Below are 15,493 nucleotides of genomic sequence, written 5' to 3' on the forward strand. Positions count from 1 at the left end.
GCCGAGGGGGAGAGGGCGCAGCGAGCGCCTACCATTGACCCTGCGATGTCGAACCAACCCAGCGATGCGCCCGGACGGGCGGCCCAGGACCCAGCTCTGCCACACCCCGATCAGCGCCCCGCCCGCTCGGCGCGGTCCCGGGGGATCGGCAGCCTCCTCGTGGTCGTCTACGGCATCCTCGCGCTCGCCGCGACGGGCCGCTCGGTGTTCCAGATCATCGACCGCTTCGACGAGGCGCCGCTCGCGTTCTCGCTCTCGGCGCTCTCCGCCGTCGTCTACATCCTCGCGACCATCGCCCTCGTGGCGCCCGGCCGGGTCTGGCAGCGCATCGCCTTCGTGACGATCACCTTCGAGCTGGTGGGCGTGCTCGTCGTCGGCGCGATCAGCGTGCTGGCGCCGCAGCTGCTCGGGCTCTCGAGCGCGGATCCGTTCGGCCGGCAGTCGACGGTCTGGGCGGCGTTCGGCGCGGGCTACCTGCTCATCCCGCTGGTACTGCCGGTGCTCGGGCTCTGGTGGCTGCGGGTGCAGGGCCGGCGCTCCGCCGCGGGGAAGCAGGCCTGATGCGCGTCGAGCAGCGCCCCGCCGACCTCACCGGCATCGGCCCGTCCGCGGTCACCATCGGCAAGTTCGACGGCGTGCACACCGGCCACCGGGCCGTCATCGACACCCTGCACGCGCGGGCCCGCGAGCGCGGTCTCGCGGCGGTCGTCGTCACCTTCGACCGCAATCCGCTCAGCGTCATCGCTCCGGAGAAGTGCCCGCCGGCCTTGGTCGGCAACGAGCAGAAGCTCGAGCTGCTGGCCGGGACGGGGATCGACGCGACCCTGCTGCTGGCGTTCGACGAGCGGTTCCGCGCGCTCACCCCCGAGGAGTTCGTGCAGCAGGTGCTCGTCGACGCCCTGGAGGCGCGCGTGGTGCTGGTCGGCTCCGACTTCCGCTTCGGTGCCCACGGCGCCGGCGACGTCGCGATGCTGCGCACGCTGGGCGAGACCCACGGCTTCGAGGTCGAGCTGATCGACGACGTGCGGCCCGAGCACGGCCGCCGGGTGTCCTCCACCTGGATCCGCGAGCTGCTCGCCGAGGGCGACGTCGAGCACGCCACCTGGCTGCTCGGCCACGAGCCGGTGGTGCGCGGGGTCGTCGTGCACGGCGCCAAGCGCGGCCGCGAGCTCGGCTTCCCGACCGCGAACCTCTCGCCCGAGTCGCAGGGGCTGATCCCCGCCGACGGCGTCTACGCCGGCCGCTTCGTCACCGAGGGCCGCAGCTACCCGGCCGCGATCTCGGTCGGCAGCAACCCGACCTTCGTCGGCGTGCCGCCCAAGCAGGTCGAGGCCTACCTGCTGGACGAGACGATCGACCTCTACGACCGCGTCGTCGACGTGGCCTTCGTCTCGCGCATCCGCGGCCAGGTGGCCTACGAGGGCGTCGAGCCGCTGATCCGGCAGATGAACGACGACGTCGAGAAGGTCCGCACGATCCTCGGCGCGGAGCGACCGGCCGGCTGACGCCTCCGGAGTCCGCGGGGGTGGCTCCGGCGGTCCTAGCAGTGGCCGGAGCGGCGCACCAGCGGGAGAGCGCCCAGGGGCGGCGGCGTACCGTGGCTCGCATGAGCGAATCCTCACCCGCCCCGTCGCGCCCCTCGGACCCGTCGCGCCCGCTGGCGCTCGTCACCGGAGCGACCGGCTACATCGGCGGCCGCCTCACCCCGCGCCTGCTCGAGGCCGGCTACCGGGTCCGCGTGCTGGTCCGCGACCCGCGGAAGCTCGCCGAGGTCCCGTGGGCCGAGGAGGTCGAGGTGGCGCAGGGCGATCTCAGCGACCCGGAGTCGCTGGCGGCCGCGTTCGAGGGCGTCGACGTCCTCTACTACCTCGTGCACTCGATGGGCTCGGGCGCCGACCACGCGCGCTTCGAGCAGGTGGAGAGCCGCGCCGCCATGAACGTCGCCGAGGCCGCGCTCGCGGCCGGTGTCGACCGGATCGTCTACCTCGGCGGCCTGCACCCGGACGTCGAGAAGCTCTCGCCGCACCTGCGCTCGCGGGCCGAGGTGGGCCGCATCCTGATGGCCTCCGGCGTGCCGACGATCGCGCTGCAGGCCGGCGTCATCATCGGCTCCGGCTCGACCTCGTTCGAGATGGTCCGCCACCTCACCGACGTCCTGCCCTACATGCCCGCGCCGCAGTGGGTCCGCAACTTCATCCAGCCGATCGCCGTCCGCGACGTGCTGCACTACCTGCTCGGCGCCGCCGCCCTCGAGGACGCGACGCTGAACCGCACCTTCGACATCGGCGGGCCGGACGTCCTCCGCTACGGCCAGATGATGAACGGCTACGCGGTCGAGGCGGGGCTCGCGCAGCGGCCGATCGCCTCGCTGCCGGTGTTCACGCCGTGGCTCGCCTCGCAGTGGGTCAACCTGGTGACGCCGATCCCGCGCTCGCTCGCGGTGCCGATCATCGCGTCGCTGCAGTACGACTGCGTCGTGCGCGAGGACGACATCCGCGCGCTGATCCCGGATCCCGAGGGCGGGCTGACGCCGTACCGCCGCTCGGTGCGCCTCGCGCTGGGCAAGATGCAGGCGGGCGAGATCGAGACCAGCTGGCAGAACGCCGAGGTCGTCGGCGCCCCCAGCGACCCGCTGCCGAGCGACCCGGAGTGGGCCGGCCACACGGTCTACGTCGACCTCAAGGTCCGTCGGACGGACGCCGACCCGGCGAAGCTCTGGCGGGTCATCGAGGGCATCGGCGGCACCAACGGCTGGTACTCGTTCCCGCTGGCCTGGGCGATCCGCGGCTGGATGGACAAGCTCGTCGGGGGAGTGGGCCTGCAGCGCGGGCGCCGCGACTCCGAGCGGCTGCACGCGGGCGACGCCCTGGACTTCTGGCGCGTCGAGGCGATCGAGCGGCCGACGCTTCTGCGCCTGCGCGCGGAGATGAAGGTGCCCGGCGGCGCCTGGCTGGAGATGCGCGCGGAGCCCGGCGAGGACGGCGGATCCGTGTACACGCAGCGCGCCGTGTTCTTCCCGCAGGGGCTCGGCGGCCGGCTCTACTGGTTCGCCGTGCTGCCCTTCCACGGCGTGATCTTCAACGGGATGGCCAACCGCATCACGGCCACCGCGACCGACCTCGCCGATGCCGGCGAGGAGCGCTCCCCTGGTGGGCGCGGGGCGCAGCGGTGACAATGGAGGGGTCCGCGGGCGGCGACGACGCCTCGGACGCGAACGAGAGGAGCACGATGAGCGAACGATCGGACACGGACGCGGGGCGCGATCTCCAGCTGGGAAAGGTCGCCTTCATCGGCGACAGCATCATCCAGGGCGGGTCCTGGGACGAGTGGTTGACCGCGTCGACGGTCGTCGACGAGGGCATCGGCGGAGCGACCAGCGACGACGTCGTCGAGCGGCTGCCCGAGCTCGTCGAGGCGGCGCCCGACACGGTGGTGCTGCTCGTCGGGACGAACGACCTGGCCTACCACCGCACGACCGAGCACATCGTGCGCAACATCGAGACCATCGTCGCGACCTTCCGCCGCGACCTCCCCGACGTGCGGATCCTGGTGACCTCGATCCTGCCGCGCGCCCGCGAGTTCGGCGCGCAGATCCGCGAGGTCAACCGTCACCTCTGGCAGTTCGCGCCCACCGCGCACGCCGGCTACCTGGACCTCTGGCCGGTGCTCGCCGGCGAGGACGGCGCCCTGCTCGAGCAGTACTCGCCCGACGGCCTGCACCTCAACGAGGCCGGCTACGGCGCCTGGCGCGAGGCCCTCGGCCCGGCCCTCGACTCCGTGCTGCGGATGCCGCCGCGCACCCGGCCGATCACGCTGCCGTACGACGAGTTCGCGCGGCCGAAGACGGCGTAGCGCCTCACCGCCGAGCAGCTCTGCGGAGCCGGAGGGAGCCGTGACCGAGGGGTCCGGCTCCCTTCGTCGTTCCACGGCGCTCGGGAGAGTGCGCGGCGGGGCACGGCTCTTCGGGGATCGATCAGCGGTTCTTGCCCGGGGCATAGGCGGCGACGTCACTGTCGATCGTGCACCCGGCCGGGTGCGCACGAGAGCCGGAGGCGCAGCATGAGCAGCACGATCGAGAACCAGGCACCGGGGACGGCGGAGTGGCCGCCGCCGACGGCGGGGACTGCGGCACCGAGCGCGTCGGAGCCCGCGCAGCCGCGTCAGCCGCTCTGGCGACGGCGCCGCGTCCGCTGGATCGCGCTCGCCGTCCTCGCCGGTCTGCTGCTGCTGGGCGGCGGCTTCGGGATCGGCTACGCCGTCGGGAACTCGGTCGGGTCGTCCGCCGTTGGCGGATTCGACCCGTCGCAGCGGGGCGGGATGCCGGACGGCGGCTTCCCCGGCGGTGGTGGTCCCGGGTCGTTCGGCGGCCAGGGGAGCGGCACCGGGACGGACTCCGGGACCGGGTCGGACACCGGCACCGGTGCCGCGAGCGGGACGGCGAGCTAGGCGAGCACCCGAAGGAAGACCGGACATCTACTCGGGGTGTGCGGGGGCGCGGATGGCGGTATTCCCATTGCATCCCCTCGTTTTATTCACTGCTCGGCCCTCCTGGCCGATGGAGTACGACCTGCGACCCGACGTGATCGAGGTCGAAGGCGTCGCCTACATCGCTGAGGGCAGCCAGCTCGGTTACTTGCGCGAGGGCGTCTCGACCGCTATCGGCTGGCGCGAGTGAGGGTCGTCGGATACCTGCGGGTCTCGACTGTCGGGCAGGAGTACGGCATGGAGGCTCAGCGCGCAGCGATCGCCGCCACAGCCGAGCAGCGCTGGTGGGACGTCGAATGGATCGAGGACGCTGGCCGGTCCGGGAAGGACATCAACCGGCCTGGCATCACCCGTGCCCTGTCGATCCTCCGAGCCGGCGAGGCCGAGGCTCTCGTCGTGTCGAAGCTCGACCGGCTCAGCCGAAGCCTTGCCGACTTCGCTCGGCTACTCGAGACGGCAGGGAAGCAGGGGTGGGGAGTGGTGGCGATCGACCTCGGCATCGACACCACCACCCCGACCGGCGAGCTGGTCGCGAACATCATGGCCGCTGTCTCCCGCTGGGAACGGCAGATGATCGGCGTCCGCACGAGGGAAGGGCTGGCCGTCGCGAAGGCGAAGGGCAAGCGCCTCGGCTCACCTGTCCTGACGAGCCCTGAGACCGCCGCTCGGATCATCGAGGAGCGCCGAGGCGGCGCAACCCTGGCAGCGATCGCCGAGGGCTTGAACAGGGACTCAGTGCCGCGCGCCGGGGGAGGGGCGAAGTGGTATCCGAGTAGCGTGAGCAAGGTGGCGCGGCGAACAGTGGGTTAGACCATGCACTTAGCTACGGCTTCGTGAAAAAGCTGCCCTGTTGAGGTCGACCCTTCTCGTCGAACCACGTCAGCTCGAAATGGATCCCTCCTTCGATGCCACCAGCTGTGAGGGAGCCGGAGAAGTATCCATCGCTCTCCCCAGATAAGTCGACGAAGTGCGCTCCGTCTTCATGGATGAAGTCGGAGTCGCCGGTGACGTGCACCTCTCGAGCGACGCTTCGCGCGACCATGTTTCGTATCTTGAAGGTTCCGGTCCAATCCTCCGAGATAGTCCATCTGGGCCTCGGAAGGGGAAGTGCCCGCACTTCTCTCTCGAGGTCAGCTCTGGCGCTCGCGAGTTGCTCTTCCAATTCCGCCCGGCCGACCGCGGCTTCCTCTTTGCCCTGTTCATAACCTGCCTTCTGGGCAAGGTCACGCACGTCTTCGATGGCGGCGACGCGCTCCTGAGCCTCGGCCAGCCGCTGTCTGACTGCCGACAGCTCATCGAGGATCTGCTTCCGCTTGGCAGCGCCTTCCGCGACGCCCTGGTCGTAGCCAGCCCGCCCAGCTAGGTCTGAGACTTCCGCTTGTGCTCGGCGGTAAGCGTCATCGATAGCAGCCTGCGCATTGGCCTCTGCAGCTTCGACGTTCCGCCTCCCGGTCTCCAGTGCTTCCTCATACTGCCTCGTCCATGCCCTATCTGCGGCTTCGAGACGGGCGGTCGCTACCTTTTCTGCTCCGGTTCGACCAGCTGTGTGTGCACGTCTGAAGCGTTCAGCATCTCGGACACGTACGCGGGCCCACGTGGTCAAGTACGGAACCGGTATCTTTCGCCACAATTTCGCCACACCAGCCGATACCGGTGCGCGCCAGCGCGGCACCCTCGAGACGACGAACGTGATCAGCGCAAGAGCGGCCGCGACGATGAGGCCACCGACGACGTTCGAGCCGAGCTGCGTCTCGGACCATCGCCAGAAGTCGTCCCAAGTCACGGGCTGAGTGTACCGGCATGGCACACGCACAGACCGGTGGCGTTGCTGCTCGTGTTCCGCCATGCTCGGAAGATGCCTGACCTTCGATTCCGTATCGCGTCCATCACAGCGGCTGCTGGTCAAGAGGCGATCCTGCCGCAAACGGGTGTCACCTGCATCGTCGGAGGCAATAACGCGGGCAAGTCGCGATTGCTTCGCGATATCGTGACGTCAATAAGTGGATCTAGTTCAAACTTTGAAGACGTGGTGACCCTCTCAAATCTTGAGCTCAGCAAGGACACTTTTTCGGAGAGTGAGCTCCGGGCGTGGCTCGAAGGGCGCTTCGGACCCGCTGACGCGAGGGGCGAAATTCCCTCGTGGGGTCCTAGCACGACTAGTCTCAATATCGTTCTGGCGATGGCGGCGATGGGGAATATCACCAATCTCGCAAACTACTTCCTGAGATACGTTGCGGCCTCAGAATCTGTGAGTTTTGCCAGCGGTGAGTATATGCCAATGGGAGGGGATTGGGGGCCCTTCTCCATGATGTATAAAGACGGCTCCATTGTCGAGCAACTATCCGAACTGAGTCAAACATATTTCGGTGATGGTCTGACTTACGACCGAGTGAATCTGAATCCTCGTCTGCGATTTGGTCTTATCGATCACAGTATCGAAGTCCCCCGTATCGATAACCCGACTCGGGAATATAGCGAGGCTGTGCTAGCGCTTCCGCCCCTTGGATCCCAAGGTGACGGAATCAAGGCCTTTGCGGGTATTGCTCTCCGCCTGATAACCGATCCTGCACAGGTGTTTCTTTTTGATGAGCCTGAGACATTTCTTCATCCTGCGCAGGCGCGCGCGCTTGGTGCCTGGATTGCTCGGATCGCACGTGAGCGAGATTTGCAAATCATCCTGTCGACGCACGATAAGGATCTCGTCCTAGGAATCATGGAGGAATCACGCGCGACGGCCGCGTCGTTCGTTCGTATCTCGCGCCCTACTGATGTATCGAGCTTCGCGACGCTTGACGCTACCGAAGTGGAGGAGGCGTGGAGCGATCCGACTCTTCGCTACTCGAACGTGCTTGACGGTTTGTTCCACCAGACGGTGGTGGTCTGCGAGGGGGACGCAGATTGCCGTTTCTTCTCCGCGGCTCTTGACGAGCACGCGGCACGACTTGGACGACAGTACGGAGCTTCCGAGGTGATGTTTATTCCAACAGGGGGGAAGCAGAATCTCCAAAAGCCCGTCAAGGCTCTTCGTAGTCTAGATGTTCAGGTGAAAGTGATTGCGGATTTTGATCTAATACAGGAGCGATCAGAAGTTCGCGCGCTGGTTGAGGCAGTCGGAGCGAACTGGACCGAATCACTGCAGACGAACTTCGGCGTATTTCGTGGCTGGCTCCGACGCAACATCAGCGATTGGGAAATCGTGAAACATGGAGGGGTGTCTACCATCCGCGACGCAGTGGCGACCCGCGCAGCCAACGAGTTCCTCAGTGAGCTAGAGGCGCTTGGGATCCACGTCCTTCGTATCGGAGAGATGGAGGACTTCGACCACACGCTCGATGTGCCAAAGGCGGCACCTTGGGTCTCGGCCGCGATCGAGAATGACGTCCATGCCACGAACCGAGACGTGCAAGATCTCATGACGCGGATGTTCCCCTGGGTTGCGAAGGCGCAGGTCAGCTGACGATTACGACGCGCTGGCCCATCAGCGCATCTCGGTGATCAAGCTTTCGCTCCGCGAACGACTCCACCGTCTCGCCTGAGCGCTGGCGCACGTAGCTGCCCATGCCCTTCGGGAACTCGTGCACCTCGACGCGCTGAATCAGCACGCGTAGGAAGTTCCGGCGGCGCTCCGGGGACCAACTGCGCCAGTCGAGGCCGTCCGCGAGTGCGTCCGTCATGATCGAGGTTCCGAGGAGCGCGTCGATCTGCCTCGTCGTCTCGTCCGTCTCCACGCGCACACGTTCGACATGCTGCGCGTGCTCACGCTCGGACAGCGCGCCGCGGATGAAGAGGTCGTCCGCTCGGCTCTTCTGATCGCGCAGGTCGTCGCGGTGCGCTTCGAGCTGGGCGATCTTCGCGTCGTCGGCAGGGTCCTGCTCTGCGAGTCGCGTGCGCAGGCGCGGGTTCTTCTCGTCGAGCGACTTCATCACCACGTCGAAGACGTACGTCTCCAGATCGTCGTGGCCGATCACCATGCTTCCGCAGGCGCCGTCACCGTTGACGATCTTCGTGCACTTCAGCGCTGGGCGTCCGTGCTGCATTGTCGTGATCAGGCGCTTCCCGCTCCGACCACACACGCTTAGTCCACCTGCCATCGAGTACTTGCTTCCCTTCACACCAGGGGAGTTGGTGTTCTTTCGCGAAGGGCCGCCGAACAGGGAGGCGAGACGCGCGGAGTTCGTGCAATCGAGGATCGGCTCGCGATGTCTTGGACCTCCCGCTCGTGGAGGAAGAGTGACTGCCCGTCGAACCGTGGCTCGGCTTGGCGCCGCGGCCGGGACGGCGAGCTAGCCGAGCGCCTCGCGGAAGGCGGCGAGGGCGTCGTCCGAGAAGAGCACGAAGCGGACCTCGTCGAGGGTGCCCAGGCCGTCCTCGGCGGCGGCGAGCCGGACGGAGTCGACGGCGATGCGCGCCGCGCTCGCCATCGGCCAGCCGTAGACGCCGGCGGAGATGGCGGGGAACGCGACGGTGCGGGCGCCGAGGGAGCGGGCGACGCGGATCGACTCGGTGTAGGCGGAGGCGAGGACGGCCGAGCGGTCGTCGCTCCGCGAGTAGACGGGGCCGACGGTGTGCACGACCCAGCGGGCGGGCAGGCGGCCGGCGGTGGTCGCGACCGCGGAGCCGGCGGGGAGTCCGTCGCGCAGGTCGCCCGCCCGGAGGCGCCGGCACTCCTCGAGGATCTCGGGGCCGCCCGCGCGGTGGATCGCTCCGTCGACCCCGCCGCCGCCGAGCAGCGACGAATTGGCGGCGTTGACGATCACGTCGACCTGCTCGCGGGTGATGTCGCCGCGGACGGCGGTGAGCGCGGTCACGAGCGGTTGTTCGAGAGTTCGAAGATCTTCACGAGCTCGGCGATCGCGGCCTCACGCGCGTCGCCGCCCTCGTCGAACATCGCGGTCACGTGCGTACGCAGATGGTTCTCGACGATCAGCTTGTTCAGCGAGCCGAGCGACTTCTGGATGGCGAGCGACTGCGTGACGATGTCGACGCAGTAGTCCTCGTTCTCGATGGCCTTCTCGAGGCCGCGCATCTGGCCCGCCAGGATGCGGGCGCGGTGCAGGGAGCGCTTCTTCAGATCCTCGATCACCCGGCCAGTTTACGCCGGGACGCCGATACCCGGCGGGGGTATCCCGCCCCGGGGGTGTCCGGATCCTCGACGGATCTGCGCCCCGTACGATCGACGGGTGAACGCTGAGAAGTCCGGCCCCCCGCGCGGCGGCACGACCGCCCGCTACCCGTCCCGCTCGAGCGCGCGGATGGCGCTGGCGCCGGGGATCCTCGAGGCGATCATCCTGCTCGCAGGGCTCGCGCTGGTCGGCGGCGACGCCTACGACTTCGTCCGGTACCCGGTGGCGATCCTCGCGGCCGTCATCGGCTGGTTCGCGATCCAGGCGAAGGCCTACTACTGGCTGATCGGGCTCGCGCCGATCGTCGTGCTCTGGAACCCGGTCTTCCCGTTCTCCTTCCCGGACGCCGTCTGGTCCTCGCTGCACCTCGCCGCGGTCGGCGTGGTCGTCGCCGCGGGCCTGATCATCCGGGTGCGCGTCGCCGAGTGATCCCGCGGGCGCTGAACGCGACCGGAGGCGTGGGGTGCGGCCGATCCGGCGCTGAGGAGTAGACTCGACTCGCACCCGTACGCCGGGGATGCTGCGACCGGGTCTCAGACCCGTTGCTCGGAGCTCCCGACGGCCACCGGGCGCATCGGTGCCCGTCTCGTCCCAGGCGTGACGCGGCCAGTGCAACACCCGCAGTGCAGGCAAGACACGCACAGCACGCAAGACACGCACAGTGCAATGCGACGGTAGAGCGCGGGAACCCCTCCTCCGCCCCCGTCCACGTCGAGGAGGAGCATGGCTCGCAGCGGCCAGCGTCAGTCCGGTCAGTCGCGTCGTTCGACGAGCGCGAGCCCGGGAACTCGGCCCCGATCGCGCCCGCGCGGCGTCGACAACTCCGGGATCATCCCGATCCTCGCCCGTCGCGTGCGCGAGGTCGAGGCGAAGGCCCAGACCGGCAAGGTCGGGCCCACCAATCGCACGAAGTTCCTCGTCATCGCCCTGCTGATGCGCGAGGAGCGCAAGCGGGTGAAGAGCGACACCGAGCTGAGCGACTCGCAGCGCGCGGAGGAGATGAAGCGCCTCGACGGCATCGCGACGATCCTCGCGAAGACCGCGGCGCGCGACACCAGCCTGATCGCCCTGCTCGAGTCGGAGGCCGGCATCACCGCGGCCGCGCAGAAGCTGCGCCGCGACTGGCTGCTGGAGGCCGGCGCCGAGCTGAGCCCCGACGAGCTGCTGATCGTGACCGAGCCGGAGCCCAAGCCGGAGGTGCCGGTCAACCAGGTCGTGCCGCCGTCGGTGCGCGCCCGCCAGCTCGCCAACCCCTTCCTCCCGCCGGACTTCTCGATCGCCAGCGCGCCCACCCCCGCCCGCCGTCGCCTCGACGACTGGGAGCTGCTCGGTCCGCTCTTCAAGGCGTTCGAGTACGGCGCCGGCGGCCGCGCCGCCAGCATGGAGCTGCCCGAGCCGCCGAAGATCGACCGGGTGACGCCGCGCGGTCGCGACCTGATGCCGCACCAGGCACGCTTCATCGAGGGCGCGCGCGAGGGGCACCGCAGCTTCCTGCTCGCCGACGAGCCGGGCCTCGGCAAGACGGCGCAGAGCCTGCTCGCCGCGTCCGTCACCGGCTCCTACCCGCTGCTGGCCGTCGTGCCCAACGTCGTCAAGATGAACTGGGCGCGCGAGGTCGAGCGCTGGACGCCGCAGCGCCGCGCCACCGTCATCCACGGCGACGGCGGCACGCTCGACGCCTTCGCCGACGTCGTGATCGTCAACTACGACATCCTCGACCGGCACATCGGCTGGCTCGGCAGCCTCGGCTTCCGCGGCATGGTCGTCGACGAGGCGCACTTCATCAAGAACCTCCGCTCGCAGCGCTCGCAGAGCGTGCTGGCGCTGGCCGCGAAGATCCGCGAGACGACGCCGGGCCACGACCCGCTGATGATCGCCCTCACGGGAACGCCGCTGATCAACGACGTGGACGACTTCCGCGCGATCTGGCGCTTCCTCGGCTGGATCGACGAGACCAAGCCCGGGCCCGAGCTGATGAGCCTGCTCGAGGACACCGGGCTCACCCCCGCGGACACCGGCTTCTACCCGGAGGCGCGCGAGGCGGTGATCGACCTCGGCATCGTCCGGCGGAAGAAGATCGACGTCGCCGCGGACCTGCCCTCGAAGCGGATCGTCGACCTGCCGGTCGAGCTGGACGACGACCTCGGCCGCTCGATCCAGAAGGCGGAGCGCGAGCTCGGCGCCCGGATGCTGCAGCGCTACAAGGCCGTCACCGCGTCGATCACGCACGAGCTCGACGACGACGAGCGCGAGCGCTTCGTCCGCATCGTCGCGCAGAGCGAGCTCGAGGAGTCGAAGTCGGCCAAGACCGGCGAGAACGTCTTCACGATGGTGCGCCGGATCGGCCAGGCCAAGGCGGCGCTCGCCGCCGACTACGCCTCGCAGCTGGCCCGCTCGGTCGGCAAGGTGGTCTTCTTCGCCAAGCACATCGACGTGATGGACCAGGCGGAGGAGACCTTCGAGAAGCGCGATCTCACCTCCGTCTCGATCCGCGGCGACCAGACCGCCACGTTCCGCCAGGCGCAGATCGACGCGTTCAACGAGGACCCGGACGTCTCGGTCGCGGTCTGCTCGCTCACCGCGGCCGGAGTCGGCGTCAACCTGCAGGCGTCGTCCAACGTCGTCCTGGCCGAGCTGTCCTGGACCTCGGCGGAGCAGACGCAGGCGATCGACCGCGTGCACCGCATCGGCCAGGAGGAGCCGGTCACGGCCTGGCGCATCATCGCGGCGCACACGATCGACGCCAAGATCGCCGAGCTGATCGACGCGAAGGCCGGCCTCGCCGCCCGCGCCCTCGACGGCGCGGACGCCGAGGTCGCCTCGGCCGACACGGTTCAGCTGGACGCGCTCATGCACGTCCTCCGCGAGGCGATCGGCTGAGCGGAGCCGCGAAGAAGTCGCGCTCGAAGAGGCTCGAGCGCAGGAACGCGTCGCCCATGGCGGCGCGTTCCGCGTTCGTGCCGCGGGCGGCGGCCGCCTCGGTGATCGCGATCGCGCGCTCGGTCGCGACGGCGAAGGCAGGATCCGCGTAGGTGACGAGCCAGTCCGCGTAGGGGTGCCCGGGCCGGTTCGCCGCGGCGAGGCGCTCGCCGATGTCCGCGTAGAGCCAGAAGCACGGCAGCAGCGCGGCGACGATCTCGCCGTAGCTCCCTCTCGTGCCGACCGCGAGCAGGTGGTCGACGTAGCCGCGGGTGACGGGGGACGCCGTCGCGGTGCGCTCGCCGAGGCGGTCGCGGTGCAGCTGCGCCTCCGCCGCCAGAGCCGAGGCCGAGGACTCCGCCCAGAAGACCTGCTCGGCGGTGCTCGGCGCCCGCTGCGCGGCGACCGCGAGGACGCGGGCGTACTCGGTGAGGTAGAGCGCGTCCTGCTCGAGGTACCACTCGAAGTCGTCGCGAGCGAGGGAGCCGTCGCCGAGCGCCGTGACGAACGGCAGGGCGTCGATCTCGGCGCGGAGCTGCTCCGTCTCGGCCCACATCCGCTCGCAGAACGCGGGGGCGCGCAGGCGGTGGAAGTGGTCGATCGGACCGTTGCCGCTGCCCACCCGGAGTGCGTCGGCGCCGCGGAGGGCGCCGTTCAGCCAGTCCTTCGCCTCGGTCAGCGCCCGGGCGAGCACGTCCGGAGTCGTGTCGCCACCGGCGAGGAGCGTCGCCATCGCGGAGGAGAGCGAGCAGCCGGTGCCGTGGGTGTTCCGGGTGGCGACCCGCTCGCCCGGCACCTCGCGCACGCCGCCGTCGGCAGTGACGATCGCGTCGGGCGTCGCCGGGCCGTCGAGGTGCCCGCCCTTCACCAGGACCGCGGTGCCGAGATCCCGGGCCACGGAGCGGGCCTGCTCGAGCGCGGCGGACCAGTCGGCGGCCGGCTCGGCTCCGGCGAGCACGGCCAGCTCGGGGAGGTTGGGCGTGACGAGGTCGGCACGGCGGACGAGCGCGCGGACCGCCTCCTCCGCCTCGGGGTCGATCAGGCGGTGGCCGCTGGTGGCGACCATCACCGGGTCGACGACGACGAGCGGCGGGCGGACGTCGTCCAGCCAGGCGGCGATGATCCCGCCCAGCTCGGCGTTCGCGATCATGCCGATCTTCACGGCGTCGATCTCGACGTCGTCGCTGACCGCGTCGAGCTGCTCGCGGAGGAACGCGGCGGGCGGCAGGTGGATCGAGCGCACGCCGCGGGTGTTCTGCGCGACGAGCGCGGTGACCACGGCCATCCCGTAGCCGCCGAGCGCGCCGATCGACTTCAGGTCGGCCTGGATGCCGGCGCCGCCGGTCGGGTCGGTGCCGGCGATGCTCAGGACGCGGGGGATCGGCCGGAGCAGCGGGAGCGCGGCGCTCATCGATCCCACTCCGCTCGGAAGGCGCGGGCCGCGGACTCCGGATCGTCGGCCGCGCAGATCGCGGAGACGATCGCGAGACCGGCCGCGCCGGCGCGGCGCAGGGCCGCGGCGTCGCCGGCCGTGACGCCGCCGATGGCGACGCAGGGGAGCGGGGTCGCGGCGGCGAGGGCGGCGAAGCCGTCGATCCCGAGTGGGACCGGGTGGTCGGGCTTGGTCGCCGTCGCCCGGATCACTCCGACGCCGAGGTAGTCGACGGTGCCGGCGGGCAGGGCGTGCGCGGCGGAGAGGTGGGCCGGGGTGTTCGCCGTCAGCCCGATCACCGCGTCGGCGCCGAGGATGCTGCGCGCGGCGAGGACCGGGAGATCGGACTGGCCGACGTGCACGCCGTCGATGCGGGCGCCGGCCAGGCGGGCGGCGAGGACGACGTCGACGCGGTCGTCGACCAGCAGGGTCGTGCGCTCGTCGAGGACGGCGGCGACGGCGCAGGTCAGGGCGACGAGCTCGGCGGCGGTCGCGTCGTGGTCGCGGACCTGGACGACGCGGACGCCGCCGGCGACGGCCGCGGCGACCACGGCCGGGACTCCGCGCGGACCGCAGAGGCGGGTGTCGGTGACGAGCTGGAGCGAGAGGTCGATCATGCGATCCGCGCTCCGCTCTCGACCTCGTCGGCGGAGAGCGCGGCGAGGGCGTCGAGGAGGCCGACCGCGAACGAGCCGGGGCCGGCGGCGGTGGCGGCGGCGCGCTCGGCGGCGAGGCCCCAGACCACGGAGGCGGCGACCGCGGCGCCGAGCGGGTCGGAGCCGCCGGCGCCGAGGAAGGCGGCCATCACGGCGCCCAGCGCGCAGCCGCCGCCGGTGACGCGGGTGAGCAGCGGGTGCCCTCCGGTGACGCGGACGACGCGCTCGCCGTCGGTGATCACGTCCACGGCTCCGGACACCGCGACGACCGACCCCCACCTCTGAGCGAGCGCGACCGCGGCGTCGAGCGCCTCCTCCGGGCCGTCGACGGCGTCGACTCCGCGACCACCCGCGCCGAGGCCGGCGAGGGCGAGGATCTCGGAGGCGTTGCCGCGGATGATCGCGGGTCGCGCCTCGAGCAGCTCGGCCGCGAGCGCGGTGCGCACCGGCAGCGGGCCGACGGCGACCGGGTCGAGCACCCAGGGGGTGCAGGCCGCGTTGGCCGCCGCGACCGCCTCGCGAGCGCCGTCGCGCTGCTCCGCCTGCGGGGTGCCGAGGTTCACCAGCGTCGCGGAGGCGATGCCGGCGAAGACGCCGGCCTCGCCGGGCAGATCGCACATCGCGGGGCTCGCGCCGAGCGCCAGCAGGCTGTTGGCGGTGAAGCCGGTGACCACCGCGTTGGTGATGCACTGGACGAGCGGCGCGGTGCGGCGCAGCTCGCTGAGGTCTCGGGCGACGGCCGCGCCGTCGAGGAGGGTCGGGTGGGCAGGCGTGCGAATGCTCATTCGCGACATCCCTTCGCTAGTACGAACTAGATCAGGTTCGACGGGTCTCATCTCAGCCCTGGTGGGCACCCCGTGTCACTGCCGACGACCCTA

Annotated in this window: 16 protein-coding genes and 1 riboswitch; of the genes, 9 read left to right on the top strand and 7 right to left on the bottom strand. The window is 70.2% G+C overall.

Annotation, left to right across the window (positions count from 1 at the left end; genetic code table 11):
* Window positions 1-45: 45 nt before the first annotated feature.
* The 6 genes from EDF45_RS06625 (at window position 46) to EDF45_RS06650 (ending at window position 5,295) form a co-directional block, all read left to right on the top strand.
* Window positions 46-561, top strand: a complete 516-nt coding sequence (locus EDF45_RS06625; protein WP_243598983.1) for a hypothetical protein — start codon at window positions 46-48, stop codon at window positions 559-561.
* Window positions 561-1,505 (top strand): bifunctional riboflavin kinase/FAD synthetase, encoded by a 945-nt coding sequence (locus EDF45_RS06630; RefSeq protein ID WP_123735383.1) that lies wholly within the window; start codon window positions 561-563, stop codon window positions 1,503-1,505. Before EDF45_RS06625 ends, EDF45_RS06630 begins: the two co-directional genes overlap by 1 nt.
* 101 nt (window positions 1,506-1,606) lie before the next feature.
* Complete coding sequence (locus tag EDF45_RS06635) at window positions 1,607-3,172, top strand: SDR family oxidoreductase (protein ID WP_123445542.1); 1,566 nt, start codon at window positions 1,607-1,609, stop codon at window positions 3,170-3,172.
* A 56-nt stretch (window positions 3,173-3,228) separates the two neighbouring features.
* Entirely contained in the window at window positions 3,229-3,852 is a 624-nt protein-coding gene (locus EDF45_RS06640) for a GDSL-type esterase/lipase family protein (protein WP_123445987.1), read from the top strand.
* 207 nt (window positions 3,853-4,059) lie between these two features.
* Window positions 4,060-4,446: a hypothetical protein gene (locus EDF45_RS06645; RefSeq protein ID WP_123735384.1), complete on the top strand. Its 387-nt coding sequence runs from the start codon at window positions 4,060-4,062 to the stop codon at window positions 4,444-4,446.
* Window positions 4,447-4,671: 225 nt separating this feature from the next.
* The gene (locus EDF45_RS06650) at window positions 4,672-5,295 is read left to right on the top strand and encodes a recombinase family protein (RefSeq protein ID WP_221181086.1); all 624 of its coding nucleotides are present in this window, start codon (window positions 4,672-4,674) and stop codon (window positions 5,293-5,295) included.
* A gap of 13 nt (window positions 5,296-5,308) precedes the next feature.
* On the opposite strand, the gene EDF45_RS21000 is transcribed toward EDF45_RS06650, so the two are convergent.
* Window positions 5,309-6,268, bottom strand: coding sequence for a hypothetical protein (locus tag EDF45_RS21000; RefSeq protein WP_132435726.1), 960 nt, complete (start codon window positions 6,266-6,268; stop codon window positions 5,309-5,311).
* Between the two features lie 36 nt (window positions 6,269-6,304).
* Between EDF45_RS21000 and EDF45_RS06665 the strand changes: the two genes are divergently transcribed.
* A complete protein-coding gene (locus EDF45_RS06665; RefSeq protein WP_123735387.1) occupies window positions 6,305-7,942 on the top strand; it encodes an ATP-dependent endonuclease in 1,638 nt (545 codons plus the stop codon).
* Here the strand turns inward: EDF45_RS06665 and EDF45_RS06670 are convergent.
* From EDF45_RS06670 to EDF45_RS06680, 3 genes are all read right to left on the bottom strand, one after another.
* Window positions 7,935-8,522, bottom strand: coding sequence for a hypothetical protein (locus EDF45_RS06670; RefSeq protein WP_132435724.1), 588 nt, complete (start codon window positions 8,520-8,522; stop codon window positions 7,935-7,937). The two genes, EDF45_RS06665 and EDF45_RS06670, sit on opposite strands and share 8 nt — an antisense overlap.
* 246 nt (window positions 8,523-8,768) lie before the next feature.
* Entirely contained in the window at window positions 8,769-9,293 is a 525-nt protein-coding gene (locus EDF45_RS06675) for an O-acetyl-ADP-ribose deacetylase (RefSeq protein WP_123735389.1), read from the bottom strand.
* Window positions 9,290-9,568 (bottom strand): metal-sensitive transcriptional regulator, encoded by a 279-nt coding sequence (locus tag EDF45_RS06680; protein ID WP_123445545.1) that lies wholly within the window; start codon window positions 9,566-9,568, stop codon window positions 9,290-9,292. The genes EDF45_RS06675 and EDF45_RS06680 overlap by 4 nt, the downstream gene beginning before the upstream one ends.
* 97 nt (window positions 9,569-9,665) lie before the next feature.
* On the opposite strand from EDF45_RS06680, the gene EDF45_RS06685 reads away from it, so the two are divergent.
* Together EDF45_RS06685 and EDF45_RS06690 are read left to right on the top strand one after the other, a co-directional pair.
* Window positions 9,666-10,037: a DUF6804 family protein gene (locus EDF45_RS06685; RefSeq protein WP_243586532.1), complete on the top strand. Its 372-nt coding sequence runs from the start codon at window positions 9,666-9,668 to the stop codon at window positions 10,035-10,037.
* A gap of 294 nt (window positions 10,038-10,331) precedes the next feature.
* Window positions 10,332-12,488 carry a DEAD/DEAH box helicase gene (locus tag EDF45_RS06690; RefSeq protein WP_123735390.1) on the top strand — a complete coding sequence of 719 codons (2,157 nt, stop codon included), beginning with the start codon at window positions 10,332-10,334 and terminating at the stop codon, window positions 12,486-12,488.
* Here EDF45_RS06690 and thiD read toward each other — a convergent pair.
* From thiD to thiM, 3 genes are all read right to left on the bottom strand, one after another.
* Window positions 12,457-13,938, bottom strand: coding sequence for a bifunctional hydroxymethylpyrimidine kinase/phosphomethylpyrimidine kinase (gene thiD, locus EDF45_RS06695; RefSeq protein WP_185020105.1), 1,482 nt, complete (start codon window positions 13,936-13,938; stop codon window positions 12,457-12,459). The genes EDF45_RS06690 and thiD overlap by 32 nt on opposite strands.
* A complete protein-coding gene (gene thiE, locus EDF45_RS21180; RefSeq protein WP_185020106.1) occupies window positions 13,935-14,576 on the bottom strand; it encodes a thiamine phosphate synthase in 642 nt (213 codons plus the stop codon). The genes thiD and thiE overlap by 4 nt, the downstream gene beginning before the upstream one ends.
* Window positions 14,573-15,400: a hydroxyethylthiazole kinase gene (thiM, locus tag EDF45_RS06700; protein WP_123735391.1), complete on the bottom strand. Its 828-nt coding sequence runs from the start codon at window positions 15,398-15,400 to the stop codon at window positions 14,573-14,575. The genes thiE and thiM overlap by 4 nt, the downstream gene beginning before the upstream one ends.
* Window positions 15,392-15,483, bottom strand: a riboswitch (TPP riboswitch). (Overlaps the previous gene by 9 nt.)
* Window positions 15,484-15,493 lie beyond the last annotated feature (10 nt).

This window comes from Rathayibacter sp. PhB186 (genome assembly GCF_003751825.1).
Lineage (GTDB): Bacteria > Actinomycetota > Actinomycetes > Actinomycetales > Microbacteriaceae > Rathayibacter > Rathayibacter festucae.

Bases quoted from the DNA above. Each gene is read 5' to 3' on its own strand.
- EDF45_RS06625 (WP_243598983.1), top strand. From the start codon at position 46: ATGTCGAACCAACCCAGCGATGCGCCCGGACGGGCGGCCCAGGACCCA.
- EDF45_RS06630 (WP_123735383.1), top strand. From the start codon at position 561: ATGCGCGTCGAGCAGCGCCCCGCCGACCTCACCGGCATCGGCCCGTCC.
- EDF45_RS06635 (WP_123445542.1), top strand. From the start codon at position 1,607: ATGAGCGAATCCTCACCCGCCCCGTCGCGCCCCTCGGACCCGTCGCGC.
- EDF45_RS06640 (WP_123445987.1), top strand. From the start codon at position 3,229: ATGAGCGAACGATCGGACACGGACGCGGGGCGCGATCTCCAGCTGGGA.
- EDF45_RS06645 (WP_123735384.1), top strand. From the start codon at position 4,060: ATGAGCAGCACGATCGAGAACCAGGCACCGGGGACGGCGGAGTGGCCG.
- EDF45_RS06670 (WP_132435724.1), bottom strand. From the start codon at position 8,522: ATGCAGCACGGACGCCCAGCGCTGAAGTGCACGAAGATCGTCAACGGT.
- EDF45_RS06690 (WP_123735390.1), top strand. From the start codon at position 10,332: ATGGCTCGCAGCGGCCAGCGTCAGTCCGGTCAGTCGCGTCGTTCGACG.
- thiD (WP_185020105.1), bottom strand. From the start codon at position 13,938: ATGAGCGCCGCGCTCCCGCTGCTCCGGCCGATCCCCCGCGTCCTGAGC.
- thiE (WP_185020106.1), bottom strand. From the start codon at position 14,576: ATGATCGACCTCTCGCTCCAGCTCGTCACCGACACCCGCCTCTGCGGT.
- thiM (WP_123735391.1), bottom strand. From the start codon at position 15,400: ATGAGCATTCGCACGCCTGCCCACCCGACCCTCCTCGACGGCGCGGCC.